The sequence below is a fragment of the Fictibacillus nanhaiensis genome (assembly GCF_019801215.1).
GTDB lineage: Bacteria > Bacillota > Bacilli > Bacillales > Fictibacillaceae > Fictibacillus > Fictibacillus nanhaiensis_C.
On record NZ_JAHVJO010000005.1, the window covers coordinates 69339 to 85252 of the forward strand.

Here is a 15914-nt window from a genome sequence, read left to right on the forward strand (position 1 = left end):
CCTCTATTCTTCGGTAAATAGTTCAGGGTTAAATCGATATAGTTCCATGTAACCCCTTAAAATTTTTCTAAAAACCTCTTTATTATCTTCAACCATTTCAATGGGCTCAAACAGCGAATAGTTCCCATGGCTTAATATGTTCACATATCTTGCAAATGTGATTCCATCCGGGTCATCTTCATCGCGTTTAATACATTCGGTGAAGTCTTTGAATCCATGAAACGATGCTGCCTTTTCAAGAATGTTTCGCAAAATATTGAAGTGATAAGTATAGAGCCTACCTGTGTTCGCTGCTTCGCTTAGCTCTTTTATTAATGCAACATGGTTAAAAAATGGAGTATCTTTGGTTTCTTGAATGAGGTATTCGTCTGTTTCCTTATTCTTTAATAAGAGATAGTCCTTTCCTTTTGCCTTTTTAAACTCATTATACATTACATTGAAAAACAAAGAATGATGTGAAGATATGACTACTTTAATATCCTCTTGGCTCTTTAACATCTGCGCTAAATGGCTTGCTACTGCAATGGCGTTATTATCATCCAGTGATGAGATGGGATCATCGATATAGATGTGCTTAACCCAACTGTAGGACGGTTCTTGGTCAACAACTAATTGAACAACCGCCAGAAAAAAACACCATACAAATATATTTTCTTCGCCACGAGAAATCTTTATGTTATCTATTTTTTCAGTTCCGTCATTTTTTCTTACTTCCCGTGTAAAACCAATCGTCCAATTTTGGTAATCAATTGAAAAATCAAAATCAGCATACCTACTTAAAAACGGGCGAATACGACTTTCCATTTCAAGCTCTCTTAAGCCATCAAAAAAACGAGAATTTCTATTAATATATAACAGTCTATTGGTGTCTCCCTCTAAGTCGTTATCCCAAGTGAATAAATCTTCTGTGAAAGCATTGTAATATAATGTATCTCGCGTTTTTTCTTCACTTTCAGGAATAGGATGTTTCCCTAAGTCTTTAAACGCTCCTGAAAGTCTTGTTTTGCCTGTACCATTGTATGCAAAAAGAAGAACATACTTCTTGCTATCGAGAACCGTTCTAAAATGGATAGCCAGCGCATTTAAATCAGAAAAAGAAGTTATCGATTGAGAACTCATTCACCCACCTCCTCAATAGATGGGAATAGTCCTTGCATCAAGCCTTTTTTATGAACTTTCAAAGATTCAATTTTTTCTGCCTGTGTGGTTATAAGGGTGTCTAAAGCAGAAAGGCAGTTAGCTATTTTTTCTTGTTCTTTAATATCCAGTGGAATATAGAAGACATATTTTTTCAATTGGGTTCCATTAATTGAATTTATGGTTGCACCCAAATCAGCTTTCACTTGTTTATCATAAGCCCTTGATTGGAGTAGTTGAAACACAAATTTGGAGTACTTCGTTCTAAAAACTGTCATAAACGCGCCATGAGTACACAAAGGCATGTCCTTTGGAATAATCGCATTTTTACCTATCAAAGCTTTCGAACCATTTCGGACACAAATTAATATATCATTTTCAAAAGAAAGATTGGCACCGCTTATATCTGTTCTAACATAAACGTTGTCATCTAATGTGATGACATTGTTCTTAATATTTGATGATCTTAAAACAAGCAAACCATTATCTCTAATATCATCTGGACTGTATGTTAACCCGGAGACAAGCTCACCTAATTGACCAAGAGTCTTTTTTACCCATTCGCCGCTGTCCTTAAAATCCGAGAATCTCCATTCTGGTACGGTCTTATCTTCAGCGGGAAACATCTTTTGCATCAAACCTTTTTTATATGCTTTAAGAGTCGTAAGCTTTTCATCTTCAACGGCAATAAGATCATCAAGCGAAGAAAGGCAGTTGGCTATCTTTTGTTGTTCAGCCTCGGAATGGTAAGGTAAAGGCATCTTCATAAAATCACCATTTGAAATGCTCATACGGTCATGTCTTGCACCAGTATTTGAGACACTTTTTAAATAGGAATGCCAGAGATTTGTTTTAAAATACTGCTCATAAAAATCATTATTAGGATTCTCAAACCTGAACACTGTATATAACGGAGACATGACACCCCTTCCGACTTTATTTTTAGATATCGGGCCAACTGGAGCAGTTACAGATATACGAGGATTATAAACATAGTCCCCTTCATCTATCACAAAATACTTCTCAAGATTATTTTGGTTTGCAACTTCTCTGTCAAAATAATCACTTTGGTCTATAACTCCCTCAACAGCTGAGTTTGTAAGAACGCGATTTATTACTTTATCTTGATTTCTTACTGTTATTTTGCTTACTAAATTACTTAGCGTACTTATTTTCCATTCTCCCGTTGAGCGAAACTCCGGAAACCTTAGCCTCGGCACCAACGTCGTATTCTCTTTTTTATTCATATGCATTCAGCCCCACAATCACACGTCCGCCTGCAAGCTTTTTAAGCAGCGGGATTAAATCGTCCATCAATTCTAGTTCTTTCTTTGTCCTGTCTCTCCAGCCAAGCTCTAGTGACTCTAACAAATCGCTTAGTTTTTCACCGTCAAAAATCATGCGCACTATAATTTCATCTACAAAGGATTGCAACGATGCAGGTTCAATACCGTGTTTGTTTGCAATTGATTCCATTTCTTTTACTGCTTTTTCTCCCTTGAATTTTTGGTATCCAGCTTTTATTGCCTTTTCATCCAACCCTTTTCCAGATTCCAATGTGCTGATATACGCAATAATATCTTCACGTTCTTCCATCATATTTGAATTGGAACAAAGCAAACTAATGAGCTGCTCACGGCTCATTTTTTCTTGTTTAGGCACATCGGGTTGTGTATATCTCGAAATTAGTGACATAATGTAGTCATAATCAATAATGGCAGAGGAAAATAGAACGAACTCAAAATCAAGCTGTTCAATCACCGGATCTTTATCCCTATTATCTTTGCCCTGCTGTGCTTTTAACATTTGGGCAGTTTCAATATAGACACCACGGAACGCACGCAAAGTGTCTTCCGGCAACAGTTCTTCAATTTTCACCGCTTGTTCTTCTTTGATATCTGTATATTGGTCAAGCTGTGTTTTAAGGCGCTGCACTTCCTTAAATTTATTTATAAATTCAGCTCGTGCGGCGTCGCCCTTAAGGTTGCTCACTTGCTCTGGCTTACATTCTAACCCTTGTGATTCCATAATTTTCTCAAGATTGGCAACTGCTTTATCCAGCTTTTCAACCACAACAGGAGCGGGGTCAACAAGCCAAATTTGTTTTGCCCTACTACTGTTTTCTTTTCCAGAGAACAGCGCAATTGCTTCATCTACATCTTTTTCTTGCCCTCTAAAGTCAAGAATATTTCCGTAAGGCTTTGTATCGTTCAAAACACGATTTGTTCTTGAAAATGCTTGAATTAAGCCATGTTGCTTTAAGTTTTTATCAACGAACAAGGTGTTTAGATACTTGGAATCAAATCCTGTTAGAAGCATATCCACCACAATAGTTATATCAATTTTGTTAACATGCGGATAGTCGGAATTAGGGTACTGTTGGTCTTTGATGCGTTTTTGCACATCTTGATAGTATAAATCGAATTCGTTTATGCTGTGATTTGTGCCGTACTGCAAGTTATAGTCATCAATGATGCTTTTAAGTGCAGCCTTTTTCTTCTCGGGCTCTTGTTCGTTATCGGCTTTTTCTTGCTGTAGGTCTTCTTGTAACTGCTTAACATCTTTGTTTCCTTCAGCCGGTGGAGAGAAAACACAGGCAATATTAAGCGGCTTAAAGCTTTCGCCCTCATTCTTTTTACGTTCCTCTTGTAACGACTTGAAGAGCTCAAAATATTCTATTGCATTGTTGATAGAAGCTGTGGCAAAAATCGCATTGTATCGTCTACCATTAGTAACGGTATCGTGTTTTGATAGTATTGCTTCGACAACCGCTTTTTTACTTACAGCGTCAGAGACTTTTGCTGCTTTCTTGAAAACTTCCGGCTTAAAATAATCGATGTGAAAGCGAAGCACATTGCGATCATCAATTGCATTGGTTATGGTATAGGCATGAAGTTCTTTTTCGAAAACGTCTTTTGTTGTGATATAAGAACCGACCGTGCCATCAATTTGCTTATATGTTGCATTTTCTTCAAATATTGGTGTTCCGGTAAATCCGAAAAGCTGGGCTTTTGGGAAAAAGCTTTTAATTGATTCATGATTATCGCCAAACTGTGAGCGATGGCATTCGTCAAAAATAATGGCAATACGTTTATAAGTGAGCTTCGCCAGACGGTCTTTGTAGGTAGGTTCGCCCCTTTTCCTTTTCTCTTGGTTACGCTTGCTATCCTCATTAAGAGCCAGCCCAAGCTTTTGAATTGTGGTAACAATAACTTTGTCACGATAATCATCCGAAGTGAGCCGTTTAACTAAGCTTTCTGTGTTGGTATTCTCTTCAACGCATCCTTCTTGAAATTTATTAAACTCCAATCGAGTTTGTCTATCAAGATCTTTTCTGTCAACGACGAATAAACACTTCTCAATTTCAGGATTATCCTTCAAAAGTGTTGATGTTTTAAACGATGTAAGTGTTTTACCACTTCCGGTAGTATGCCAAATATATCCATTTCCGCGATTCTGATCAATACAGTCCATTATTGCCTTAACAGCGTAAATCTGATAAGGACGCATAACCATCAATTTTTGCTCACTTACCACAAGTACCATGTAACGGCTTATTAGTTGCCCAAGAGTGCATTTTGGCAAAAACTTATCAGAAAAATCATGGAGATGGGTAATTTTGATGTTGTTCTCATCTGCCATTTGATAAATTGGCAAAAAGCGCTCGTCTGCATTAAAACAAAAGTGCTCCTTATGATTGTTGGCAAAATAATATGTATTACTCTCATTGCTCACAATAAAAAGCTGCATAAAGCAAAGCAGCGAGTTTGTATAACCATTGCCGTGGTCGTTTTTATATTCTACAATTTGCTCCATTGCTTTTTTTGGTGTGATTTGCAGTGACTTCAGTTCAACCTGAACAACAGGAACCCCATTGATGAGGATAATAACATCATAACGATGGTTGCTGTTATCCGTGTTAATGCGTAGTTGGTTTATCACTTCAAATTCATTTTTACACCAGTCTTTTATATTAACAAGGGTGTATTGCAGCGGCGTATCATCATCACGCTTGAAGGTGTTAATTTCACGTAAAGTTCTTGATGCAGTGAAGACATCTGCAGTGATAATACTATCTCTAAGGCGTGCAAATTCTGAATCGCTTAACTTCACACGATTCAGTCTTTCAAAATGTTCTTTGAAATTAGCTTCAAGCGCCACCTTATCACGAATATCTTCCCGATATTTGTATTTTAAATCTCGAAGCTTCTCAATAAACTCCATCTCTATTTGCTTTTCAGATTTCATGCCTAATAATCTCCCCATACTATAAAATAGTAAAGCCACAACCCTTTTTTAAACTACGCAACACCTATTTTGTTTCTGTGAGCAACTCAATCAGTTCAGGATTAATGTTTCTATTTTTACAAAGCTCTATTAAAGCATGACGTGCTATTTGATTCGGTTTTGTATGATTATTCTCCCATCGGTTTACTGAAGTAAATCCAACATGAAGCTCACGGGCAAGCCCCTCTTGAGACAAACACAATTCCAAACGCACTTTTTTAATCGCTTCTCTTAACTCCATTTAGCATCACCTCGGTATTATACAGCTAACTATAATATATTATATCATAAGCTATAGCACCGACTTGTCTTAAACTACTGTCACTATTGCCTTCGTAGTTCTGGACGCTCAACCTATAGCTGTGACCATGCCAAGCAAATCAATAAAAGCCCACTCTTTTAAAAAGAGTGGGCTTTTAAAATAGCAATAATTTTTTGATTCACCAGAAAAAGGTCATTAAATACAATAAAACGTCATTATTAATTATTTTTCATGACAACATTAGATATAACTCACATGGGTTTTTATTTCTTAGGCCTATTCTACAGTTACTGATTTGGCAAGGTTACGCGGCTTATCTACGTCACAGTCGCGGTGAAGCGCTGCATAGTAAGAGATGAGCTGCATTGGCAAAACAGATACTAGCGGTGTCAAGTATGGGTGGATTTTAGGAAGTACGATACGATCGTCTTCTTCTTGTAATCCATCCATTGAGATCACACATGTATATGCGCCGCGTGCTGCTACTTCTTTTACGTTTCCGCGGATGCTCAAGTTCACGTGCTCTTGAGTAGCTAATGCAATAACTGGAGTACCTTCTTCAATTAACGCAATCGTACCGTGCTTAAGCTCTCCACCGGCAAATCCTTCAGCCTGGATGTAAGAGATCTCTTTAAGCTTGAGTGCTCCTTCTAAACAAACATAGAAGTCAACGGCACGGCCGATAAAGAAACAGTTACGAGTTACAGCTAGGTATTCGCGTGCAATCTGTTCCATCTCTTCTTTTTGATTACATAATACTTCCATTGCGTTCGCAACGATAGCAAGCTCTTGAAGAGGGTTGAAATCTAACTTGATGCCTTTTGCACGAGCAGAGTCAACGGCTAAGATAGCAAGAACAGCGATTTGGGCTGTGTAAGCTTTTGTTGATGCTACTGCGATCTCAGGACCCGCATACAAGTTAAGCGTGTAATCCGCTTCACGTGAAAGAGTGGATCCTGGAACGTTTGTGATCGTTAACGCTTTATGACCCATCTTTTTAATCTCAACGAGTACTGCACGGCTGTCTGCTGTTTCACCGGATTGTGAAATGAAGATGAACAACGGCTTTTCAGATAAAAGCGGCATGTTGTACACAAACTCACTCGCGATATGAGATTCAACTGGAATGTTTGCGATGCTCTCAATTAGCTGTTTCCCCACAAGACCTGCATGATAGCTCGTTCCACAAGCGATAATATAAACGCGGTCCGCACCTTTCATAGCTGCACGGATAGTATCATCAAGCTTTAAGTCACCATTTTCGTTTTGGTATTGGTTGATGATGTTACGCATAACGAAAGGCTGTTCATCAATTTCTTTTAACATGAAATGAGGATACGTTCCTTTTTCGATATCGCTCGCATCCAGTTCAGCAGTGTAAGGCGCACGTTCTACAACGATTCCTTCAAGCGTCTTGATCGTATAGCTGTCACTTGTAAGGACAACGATTTCTTTATCCATCAATTCAACAAACTGATCTGTTTTTGTAAGCATAGCCATTGCATCACTCGCAATAACGTTAAATCCTTCACCAAGTCCTACTAATAATGGACTCTTGTTTTTACCAACATAGATGGTTTCAGGGTTTTGGTTGTCGATCAGACCGATCGCATAAGAACCTTTAAGTTCTGACAATGTGTGGCGGAATGCTTCTTCCACTTCCATGCCTTCATTTACGAAATATTCCATAAGCTGAACGATAACTTCTGTATCTGTTTCAGACAACAAATTAACACCTGAGATGTATTGTTTTTTCACCTGTTCATAGTTTTCGATTACACCGTTGTGAACAAGTGTAAAACGTTCTGTTGAACTTTGGTGTGGATGTGAATTGACTTTGCTTGGAACACCATGTGTCGCCCAGCGTGTATGCCCGATTCCTACAGATGCTTCAATCCCTAGGTCTACATTTTCACGCAAGTTAGCAATACGTCCTTTTTCTTTAAACACATGAATGCCATTTTCATTTAATAAGGCGATCCCTGCTGAGTCGTATCCGCGGTACTCTAATTTTTCAAGACCACGCAACAAGATTTCTTTTGCATCTTCATTTCCGATATAACCAACGATTCCACACATAAATAAACGTCCTCCTTAAAACCATCACTCTCTGCTGACGGTTTAACACTTGGGGGCCGTGAGCGGGGCTCACTACCCCACCTATGTTTTCTATTTTTATTTTGGTTCACTTGCTTTCGTCTTTGTACAGGAAGTCACCTTGCCTGGTTTAAACAAAAGCTTACGGAAGTGATTGTTCCGAGAGGCATCCGCCGAAAAATCGATGAACCTCTTCCTCGTCAACTGCTTTTTTCCGTTCAGCAGTTCAGGCGCTTTTTATTGAATATACGAACTGTAAACTCCTTCCTTTTATTAAAGTAAACAAAAATAATCATACACGGGTTTTTCAAAACCGTCAATTATTATTCTTTCCCGAATTCCGAAAAACTTGAAACCTGATTTTCCTGCTTATTAAAAAAGTATGCATAAGCAGCCCTTTGTGTGAGCCGCATATGCATATGTTTCGTGCCCTTTTTTATTTTTCGAGGGATAAAACCCTACTTTTATACTAACTCTTGTTTAACGACTTCTACAATTTCGTCCGCATTTTTTTGGCAAAGTTCTTCTGTCGGAGCTTCAACCATTACGCGTACAAGCGGCTCTGTTCCTGATGGACGTACAAGCACTCGCCCGTTTCCTTCAAGTTCGGTTTCTACTTTATCAATAGCCGCTTTAATGGCTTCATTTCCATTTAACTTCGACTTATCTGCTACTCTTACGTTAACTAAAAGTTGAGGGAATTTCGCCATCTCCGCTGCTAGCTCGGACAGCGGCTTGCCTGTTGCTTTTAAGATGGAAGCAAGCTGAATTCCTGATAATAATCCGTCACCTGTTGTTGTATAGTCTAAGAAAATAATGTGGCCAGATTGTTCTCCGCCAAGGTTGAAGTTATTCTTGCGCATTTCTTCCATGACGTAACGATCACCAACAGCCGTTTGAGCTGATTGCATCTCATTGGCTTCAACTGCTTTATAGAATCCAAGGTTACTCATAACAGTAGATACTACCGTATCTTGCTTCAGGCGTCCTTGTTCTTTCATTTGCTTCGCACAGATGAACATGATTTGGTCACCATCGACAATGTTTCCTTTTTCATCAATTGCGATCAAACGGTCACCGTCGCCATCAAAAGCTAATCCCATGTCACAGCCTTTTTCTTTAACGAGTTCAGCCAGTTTTTCAGGATGTGTGCTTCCGACACCTTCGTTTATATTTAAACCGGTCGGGTTTGTACCCATCGTGGAAATATCCGCTTCAAGATCCGCAAACAAATGTGGTGCATGGGAAGATGTTGCTCCATGTGCACAATCAAGTGCGATATGCAGTCCAGAGAAGTCCCCAGGAATTGTCTGTTTCAAATATTGAAGGTACTTCTGCCCCCCCTCAAAATAGTCGCTGACAGATCCAAGGTCTCCGCCTACTGGACGCGGCAGCTCATCGCTATCTTTATCTAAAAGAGCTTCAATTTCCGCTTCTTGCTCATCTAAAAGCTTAAAGCCATCTGCTCCAAAGAATTTAATCCCATTATCAGGAACTGGGTTATGTGAAGCTGAGATCATTACACCTGCCTGTGCGCCCAGTGCTTTTGTTAAAAAGGCTACACCAGGCGTTGAGATCACACCTAGGCGCATCACTTCAGCACCAATTGATAAAAGTCCTGCAACAAGTGCGCCTTCTAGCATCTGACCTGAAATTCGCGTATCACGGCCGATTAAGATTTTAGGTTTCTCTGTATCCTTAGTTAACACATAACCCCCAAATCGACCTAGCTTAAATGCAAGTTCAGGCGTGAGTTCTGTATTCGCAACTCCTCTAACTCCGTCAGTACCAAAATATTTTCCCATTACTGCTCTCTCCTTCATCTATTGACTGCTGGTTTCTGTTTGAATTTCCACACTGGCTTCTTGAACTGTGTCTGTCAGATCAATATCAGCAGGATTTTTCCAATCGATTTTCACTTCGTGTTTGCCTTCTTCGAGTTTACTCACGTCTACAATACCTTGCAGATCGGATTGTTTTAAGGCGTCGAGTGTACTCTTTTTTCCTCTTACTGTTACGTCAACCACACCGTCAGCTGGGTCTAGAATCGTAGCTTTTTTCTCGTTATCAATGCCAAGCAGCGTAAGTGGAACATCTTTAAAGGTTCGTGTGATGTTTTCCTCTTCAACGTTAACGGAAACCGTTACTTCTTTAACTGAAACAGCATCAATTCCGTCTGGTACAGGAACTTCCACAGTGAAGTTTGTATCCTGTTTAATCCTGCTTAGATCTATTGATATTTCTTTATAGGATTCATATTTATCTAAAGCTGTTGTCGTTCCTGAAAGCGTCACTTCTTTCGGGTCCGATGTAATTGATGTAAGGGTAAGACCTTCTGCTAAATCACCTGTCGTGCTGATTGAGATCGGTACCGTTTTTTTCGGCTTTTTTATCGGCACGGTCACGTCCATCACCTCTGGCGTAATCAGTACATCGATAAGGTCTCCTTGTTGATTGTATGCGCGCAGAGGCACTTTTGTTTGTATCGTCTCTTGAGCATTCCCAACATCCACAAAACCGGTAATAAATGAAATTTGGTTGATCATTCCTTCTGCACCGCTTACCTTAACCGATTTAGGTGAAAATTCAACATCACCCACGGTGTAGCCTTCTGGAAGTTTTTTCGTGTTCTTTAAATCTACGTTAACTGACAACTCTTTCGATGCCTGTTTATGAAGGGTGACATCAACGAATTCTGGGTTCACTTTTGCCTTAACGCCTTCAGGTAAGCCTCGTACCTTTACTTTTACCTGCTTATCACCTGGTTCCATATTGGTTAGATCAATATAGACTTCGAATTCTTTGTCTACTTTTATCGCTTTCGTAATCAAACGGCTAGAGCCTGTTAATGTCACATCTACAGAAGATGGCAGATCCGTTAAAATATATTTCTCTTCATCAAAGTAAGGTTTGATCTCTACATTTTGAATCGTTTCACTTTCGGTATACATTTTTGTCCAAAATGAACGGTTTGCTGCTTCTTCCTTTGTTTCCATGGTCACTATGGTATACATCATTAAGGCAAGGAGAAAAGCAATGATTTTTACAAACCAAGAACTACTAAGGAGTTTGTCCATTTTTCTTTCCCCTCCAATTCCATCGAGTTGAGGAAGTGGACTTATTCGCAATAATCAATTCTGCATTCAACAAATTTCTTAAAGACTCTTCGTCCAGGTTCCGATAGATCTCACCGTTCTTCGTAAGAGAGATCGTACCCGTTTCCTCAGAAACAATTACAGTTACAGCGTCTGTTACTTCACTGATCCCTAAAGCCGCCCGGTGTCTCGTTCCTAGTTCTTTCGAGACAAAAGGACTTTCCGTTAGCGGCAAATAACAGCCAGCCGCAAAAACCTGACTCTGTTTGATAATGACTGCTCCATCATGAAGCGGTGTATTGGGGACAAAAATATTCGTTAATAATTCAGATGTCAATTGAGCCTGAATCGGGATTCCTGTCTCTACATATTCACTTAGTCCCGTCTCTCTCTCAATCGAAATAATAGCCCCGATTCGACGCTTGGACATATAGTTCGTAGACTTGACGATAGCCACAATCGATTTTTCGATTTCCTCTTCCTCAGGAAGTCCCGTACGAGAAAAGAACTTTCCACGTCCTAGCTGTTCGAGCGCTCTCCTCAACTCAGGCTGAAATATGATAATAATGGCGAGCAATCCATATGTAATCACTTTATCCATCAGCCATGACATCGTACGCAGATCAAACGAGCTGCTTAAAAACCATACGACGATAATAACGCTTATTCCTTTTAACAACTGAACCGCTTTTGTTCCACGGATTAGCATGATTAATTTATAGATGACATAAGTCACCAATAAAATATCAATGATTTGTGTGATGTAATTAAATATATTAAAATTTCCGATTGGTAACATATCTTCCCTCCCAACTCGGTGTTGATCCAAGTTGAAGTTTCTTAATGGATTTAACTTATTTATTATAGCATACCTCAATAGAAAGAAAACTTGGCATGAGCGACAGAAGTTTTCAAGACGTGAAAGGTAATTTCCTTATATGAGCACCAAGAAACAAACGTTACGACTATTAATCAACAAAAAAAGCCGTCTGTAAACGGCTCCCTTCCATCGTTTCTTCTTTTGAGCTTACCAATGACTTCAACTTATACCATACCCATTCGACGACTTGCTCGATTTCCTGACTGTTACCGGTTACTTCTCCTGCAGATGCCAGGTATTGGTTCCCTTTTATTACCGTAACGTCACCTTCTACTTTCCCTTCTATTCGAACATCTGCATTTTCAACAACAAGGTCCCCTTTAATGGTTTCGCCTGCTGGAACAACAACAACCCTGTCCGCTTTTTTGATTTCAAGGTTTCCTTCACCTTGAATGACAGCCAAGTCTTGCTGATTATAATTTGTGAATACGGATGCCGCCATAAAAAACATAAAGATCGCTGCGGCGGTCAGAGCAGGATGTCTCTGCATCCACCGCTTCCATTTCACTTGTTGTTTTTCTTTAGGCAGCTTCGCCATAACAGCTTGAGTAAAACCTTCTGGTGCCTTTATAGACGTTTGCAGCTGCAGTTCTTTCAATGTATCTACAAGCAACTCGTATTCTTCCTTACAAGTAACGCATTTATCAAGATGTGCTTGGAAAAGACGTTCCTCTTCCTTTGTCGCATCACCATCAAGTACTTTATTCATCAATTCATCATATGCGGAAGCATTACACTGCATTTACCTTCACCTCGTTTTTACGACCATTTGAAATACCTTCTTCAGCGCTTCTCTACCCCGATGTATACGAGTTTTAACAGTTGAGACTGGAATGTCCATAATGTGGCTAATCTCTTCTAATGATAAGTCTTCTACATATTTTAATACGATCGCCGTCCGATACTTTTCGGGAAGTTTCATAATTTCCTCTTGGAGTTCGTTCCATTGCTCATTTTCAGTAACGACCTCTTCCGGCAAAAGTTCTTCTGACGAGAGCTGACTATACATGGTTGCTCCATCAGTACCTGGGACCTCAGCATCCAAATAATAATCCGGCTTCTTTTTCCTTAATCGGTCAATACATAGGTTTGTAGCAATTCTGAATATCCAAGTTGAAAATTTAAATTCATTATTGTACTTATCAATATTACGATAAGCTCTTAAAAAAGTTTCCTGTGCTAAATCTTCTGCTTCATGTCCATTGCCGACCATCCGGAAACAATGCCGGTATATTTTATCTTTAAAAAGGTCTACAATGCCTTCAAACGCTTCTTGGTCCCCTTTTTTTACTTGGGATACCATATTCGCTATTAAGGCGTCCATCTATTATCACCACTTGTATTGTATTTACGGTTCATCTGTTTATAAGTTTCATTAAATCGTTTTTTTTATTTTATCATGTTGCAGAAATTGACGAAATAAAAAGGTATTTTTTTGAAGAAATGATGGTTTAAAAAAGTGGACCCTGGGAATATTAAGCATATAAATTACTTTACTTATGTAGAGAGGGGTTGTTTGTATGCAAAGAGATTCATTGATTGAACAAATCGAACACTCCAGACAGCAAATGAATGAACTTTCAAAATACCTTCCGTTAATTGCAGAAGAGGTTGTAGAACTCTCTCAAGAAATTGACCAACTACTAAATCAATATCAACGTATAAATGAAAAAGAACAGTTGCTTCCCTAGAGAGGCAACTGTTTTTGATTGATGTGATGCGTTTTTTATAGTAGTTTTTCTCCGAACAAAGAGCCCATTAAAGCTACCGCTACCGTAGCCGTTTTATTCTTCTCATCAAGAATCGGATTGACTTCAACAAATTCTGCTGAAGTAATAATTTCAGCTTCTGCAAGCATCTCCATCGCTAAGTGACTTTCTCTATAACTGATTCCGCCAAGCACTGGAGTTCCAACACCTGGTGCATCGTGAGGATCTAACCCATCTAAATCAAGGCTCAAATGTACACCATCTGTATGCTCTAGATACTTAATCGTCTCTTCCATAACCTTTGTCATTCCAAGACGGTCCACTTCATGCATCGTATAAACCTTAATGCCTCTTTCTTTAATCAGTTCTCTTTCTCCTTCATCTAGAGAGCGAGCTCCAATGATTACGATGTTCTCTGGCTTGATCTTAGGTGTATATCCGCTAATGTTGATTAATTTTTCATGACCGATACCAATACTTGCTGCTAGCGGCATGCCGTGAATGTTTCCGCTCGGAGAAGTATCTGCTGTGTTCAAATCACCATGCGCATCATACCAAATAACTCCAAGATTTTTGTAATGTTTAGAAACACCGGCTAATGTACCGATCGCAATACTATGATCGCCGCCTAAAACAAGTGGAAACTTATTTTTTTCAATTACTTCAGACACCGTTGCTGAAAGTTTTTCCGTAGCTTCAATAACACCATTCAAATTCTTTAAATTACTATCGTTATCTGCACTATGCAGTTCCGGACGGGCAATTTCAATATCACCAAGGTCTTCCACTTGGTGTGAAAGGTTTTCTAGACGTTCTACAATTCCTGCATATCGAATAGCACTTGGCCCCATATCTACGCCACGGCGCATCTGTCCTAAATCCATTGGAACTCCGATCACTGTAATATCTTTTTTCATTCTTTCTTCCTCCCTTATGAAACAAAAACTAACTATTTCTATCTCCTATTGTATCTGTAAGGGGTTTCATGGTTCAACTGGACAAAAAGATGTATAGATATACCGAAAAGAAAGCGCTTTCGAGTATTGAATACATATTTATAAGTGTTTCTTATAAAAGAGAAGAAGATGGACTACTCCATCTTCTTTATTCACTAGGGTATTAGATGTTCTATATTTCTTTTCTGAAATAAAAAAAACTTCAGGCTATTGGCCTGAAGTAACATATGTTATGTATATGGTGGAGCTTAGCGGGATCGAACCGCTGACCTCCTGCGTGCAAGGCAGGCGCTCTCCCAGCTGAGCTAAAGCCCCGGGAATTATTTTTTTGGAGCGGGTGATGAGAATCGAACTCACGACCAGAGCTTGGAAGGCTCTTGTTTTACCACTAAACTACACCCGCAATATTGTTAGAAATTATTGCCTAACTTTCTAGTAGTTATACAAAGATGGTGGAGGGGGACGGATTCGAACCGCCGAACCCGGAGGGAGCGGATTTACAGTCCGCCGCGTTTAGCCACTTCGCTACCCCTCCACATAAAAAAGAATCGATCGAAACATGTTACTGCGTCTAAAAGCAGTTGCATGAGCCTCGTAACAGCAATTTTATTTTTAGTTCAATAAAATTGTGGTGCCGGCTAGAGGACTTGAACCCCCAACCTACTGATTACAAGTCAGTTGCTCTACCAATTGAGCTAAACCGGCATAAATGGTGGAGGATGACGGGTTCGAACCGCCGACCCCCTGCTTGTAAGGCAGGTGCTCTCCCAGCTGAGCTAATCCTCCATATTATGTTAAGTCTAAAGTTGGTGACCCGTACGGGATTCGAACCCGTGTTACCGCCGTGAAAGGGCGGTGTCTTAACCGCTTGACCAACGGGCCAGTAAAAATATGGAGCTTCCAACCGGGCTCGAACCGGTGACCTCTTCCTTACCATGGAAGCACTCTACCTGCTGAGCTATGGAAGCAAAGCAATGGCTCCACAGGCAGGACTCGAACCTGCGACCGATCGGTTAACAGCCGATAGCTCTACCACTGAGCTACTGTGGAATAATATATGAAAACCATCCACAAAACGAAAAATTGATTTTGAGATACAGCCCAGCGACGTCCTACTCTAACAGGGGGAGACCCCCAACTACCATCGGCGCTGAAGAGCTTAACTTCCGTGTTCGGTATGGGAACGGGTGTGACCTCTTCGCCATCATCACTGGACCTAAAGTTACGTATGCAACTTTCTCAAAATCCGATTATCCTGATTGGGACAAGATAAATTTTATTATATTTTGACCCATTTTGCAAGGGTTTTTTATTGAAATTCAATAAAATTGTTCCCTCAAAACTAGATACGACGTTTCCAAACGTTTCATGCTTTTAAGGATAAGCCCTCGACCGATTAGTATCTGTCAGCTCCACGTGTCACCACGCTTCCACACCAGACCTATCAACCTCATCATCTCTAAGGGGTCTTACTCACTTAACGTGATGGGA

12 protein-coding genes, 8 tRNA genes and 2 rRNA genes are annotated in these 15914 nt (G+C 39.7%); 1 reads left to right on the plus strand and 21 read right to left on the minus strand.

Annotation, left to right across the window (positions count from 1 at the left end; genetic code table 11):
• Positions 1-3: 3 nt before the first annotated feature.
• The 10 genes from KUV80_RS16940 to sigW form a co-directional block, all read right to left on the minus strand.
• Complete coding sequence (locus KUV80_RS16940) at positions 4-1119, minus strand: AAA family ATPase (protein ID WP_222463922.1); 1116 nt, start codon at positions 1117-1119, stop codon at positions 4-6.
• Positions 1116-2384, minus strand: coding sequence for a restriction endonuclease subunit S (locus KUV80_RS16945; protein ID WP_222463923.1), 1269 nt, complete (start codon positions 2382-2384; stop codon positions 1116-1118). Before KUV80_RS16945 ends, KUV80_RS16940 begins: the two co-directional genes overlap by 4 nt.
• Positions 2377-5385: a type I restriction endonuclease subunit R gene (locus tag KUV80_RS16950; protein ID WP_222463924.1), complete on the minus strand. Its 3009-nt coding sequence runs from the start codon at positions 5383-5385 to the stop codon at positions 2377-2379. Before KUV80_RS16950 ends, KUV80_RS16945 begins: the two co-directional genes overlap by 8 nt.
• A gap of 64 nt (positions 5386-5449) precedes the next feature.
• Positions 5450-5665 carry a helix-turn-helix domain-containing protein gene (locus KUV80_RS16955; RefSeq protein WP_222463925.1) on the minus strand — a complete coding sequence of 72 codons (216 nt, stop codon included), beginning with the start codon at positions 5663-5665 and terminating at the stop codon, positions 5450-5452.
• A gap of 297 nt (positions 5666-5962) precedes the next feature.
• A complete protein-coding gene (gene glmS / locus KUV80_RS16960; protein WP_222463926.1) occupies positions 5963-7765 on the minus strand; it encodes a glutamine--fructose-6-phosphate transaminase (isomerizing) in 1803 nt (600 codons plus the stop codon).
• A gap of 482 nt (positions 7766-8247) precedes the next feature.
• Positions 8248-9588 (minus strand): phosphoglucosamine mutase, encoded by a 1341-nt coding sequence (gene glmM / locus KUV80_RS16965; RefSeq protein WP_222463927.1) that lies wholly within the window; start codon positions 9586-9588, stop codon positions 8248-8250.
• An 18-nt stretch (positions 9589-9606) separates the two neighbouring features.
• Positions 9607-10860 carry a CdaR family protein gene (locus tag KUV80_RS16970; protein ID WP_222463928.1) on the minus strand — a complete coding sequence of 418 codons (1254 nt, stop codon included), beginning with the start codon at positions 10858-10860 and terminating at the stop codon, positions 9607-9609.
• A complete protein-coding gene (gene cdaA, locus KUV80_RS16975; protein ID WP_222463929.1) occupies positions 10844-11677 on the minus strand; it encodes a diadenylate cyclase CdaA in 834 nt (277 codons plus the stop codon). The genes KUV80_RS16970 and cdaA overlap by 17 nt, the downstream gene beginning before the upstream one ends.
• A gap of 169 nt (positions 11678-11846) precedes the next feature.
• Positions 11847-12500, minus strand: a complete 654-nt coding sequence (locus tag KUV80_RS16980; protein ID WP_222463930.1) for a zf-HC2 domain-containing protein — start codon at positions 12498-12500, stop codon at positions 11847-11849.
• A gap of 6 nt (positions 12501-12506) precedes the next feature.
• Positions 12507-13082, minus strand: coding sequence for an RNA polymerase sigma factor SigW (gene sigW, locus KUV80_RS16985; RefSeq protein ID WP_222463931.1), 576 nt, complete (start codon positions 13080-13082; stop codon positions 12507-12509).
• Between the two features lie 196 nt (positions 13083-13278).
• On the opposite strand from sigW, the gene KUV80_RS16990 reads away from it, so the two are divergent.
• Positions 13279-13449 carry an aspartyl-phosphate phosphatase Spo0E family protein gene (locus KUV80_RS16990; protein ID WP_222463932.1) on the plus strand — a complete coding sequence of 57 codons (171 nt, stop codon included), beginning with the start codon at positions 13279-13281 and terminating at the stop codon, positions 13447-13449.
• A 35-nt stretch (positions 13450-13484) separates the two neighbouring features.
• Here KUV80_RS16990 and rocF read toward each other — a convergent pair whose 3' ends face one another.
• The 11 genes from rocF to KUV80_RS17045 form a co-directional block, all read right to left on the minus strand.
• Positions 13485-14384, minus strand: a complete 900-nt coding sequence (rocF, locus tag KUV80_RS16995; RefSeq protein ID WP_222463933.1) for an arginase — start codon at positions 14382-14384, stop codon at positions 13485-13487.
• Positions 14385-14662: 278 nt separating this feature from the next.
• A tRNA-Ala gene (locus KUV80_RS17000) sits at positions 14663-14738 on the minus strand.
• A gap of 14 nt (positions 14739-14752) precedes the next feature.
• A tRNA-Gly gene (locus tag KUV80_RS17005) sits at positions 14753-14826 on the minus strand.
• A gap of 47 nt (positions 14827-14873) precedes the next feature.
• Positions 14874-14958: transfer RNA gene (locus KUV80_RS17010), tRNA-Tyr, on the minus strand.
• 94 nt (positions 14959-15052) lie between these two features.
• Positions 15053-15128, minus strand: a tRNA-Thr gene (locus KUV80_RS17015).
• 5 nt (positions 15129-15133) lie between these two features.
• Positions 15134-15209: transfer RNA gene (locus tag KUV80_RS17020), tRNA-Val, on the minus strand.
• A gap of 21 nt (positions 15210-15230) precedes the next feature.
• A tRNA-Glu gene (locus KUV80_RS17025) sits at positions 15231-15305 on the minus strand.
• A gap of 10 nt (positions 15306-15315) precedes the next feature.
• A tRNA-Thr gene (locus KUV80_RS17030) sits at positions 15316-15391 on the minus strand.
• A 7-nt stretch (positions 15392-15398) separates the two neighbouring features.
• A tRNA-Asn gene (locus KUV80_RS17035) sits at positions 15399-15473 on the minus strand.
• A 49-nt stretch (positions 15474-15522) separates the two neighbouring features.
• Positions 15523-15638: ribosomal RNA gene (gene rrf, locus KUV80_RS17040) — 5S ribosomal RNA — on the minus strand.
• Positions 15639-15799: 161 nt separating this feature from the next.
• Positions 15800-15914 (minus strand): 23S ribosomal RNA (locus tag KUV80_RS17045); the annotation flags it as partial.

Coding starts and splice junctions, on each gene's coding strand:
- KUV80_RS16970 (WP_222463928.1), bottom strand. CDS start 10,860: ATGGACAAACTCCTTAGTAGTTCTTGGTTTGTAAAAATCATTGCTTTT.
- glmM (WP_222463927.1), bottom strand. CDS start 9,588: ATGGGAAAATATTTTGGTACTGACGGAGTTAGAGGAGTTGCGAATACA.
- rocF (WP_222463933.1), bottom strand. CDS start 14,384: ATGAAAAAAGATATTACAGTGATCGGAGTTCCAATGGATTTAGGACAG.
- KUV80_RS16980 (WP_222463930.1), bottom strand. CDS start 12,500: ATGCAGTGTAATGCTTCCGCATATGATGAATTGATGAATAAAGTACTT.
- sigW (WP_222463931.1), bottom strand. CDS start 13,082: ATGGACGCCTTAATAGCGAATATGGTATCCCAAGTAAAAAAAGGGGAC.
- cdaA (WP_222463929.1), bottom strand. CDS start 11,677: ATGTTACCAATCGGAAATTTTAATATATTTAATTACATCACACAAATC.
- KUV80_RS16990 (WP_222463932.1), top strand. CDS start 13,279: ATGCAAAGAGATTCATTGATTGAACAAATCGAACACTCCAGACAGCAA.
- KUV80_RS16950 (WP_222463924.1), bottom strand. CDS start 5,385: ATGAAATCTGAAAAGCAAATAGAGATGGAGTTTATTGAGAAGCTTCGA.
- KUV80_RS16945 (WP_222463923.1), bottom strand. CDS start 2,384: ATGAATAAAAAAGAGAATACGACGTTGGTGCCGAGGCTAAGGTTTCCG.
- KUV80_RS16955 (WP_222463925.1), bottom strand. CDS start 5,665: ATGGAGTTAAGAGAAGCGATTAAAAAAGTGCGTTTGGAATTGTGTTTG.
- KUV80_RS16940 (WP_222463922.1), bottom strand. CDS start 1,119: ATGAGTTCTCAATCGATAACTTCTTTTTCTGATTTAAATGCGCTGGCT.
- glmS (WP_222463926.1), bottom strand. CDS start 7,765: ATGTGTGGAATCGTTGGTTATATCGGAAATGAAGATGCAAAAGAAATC.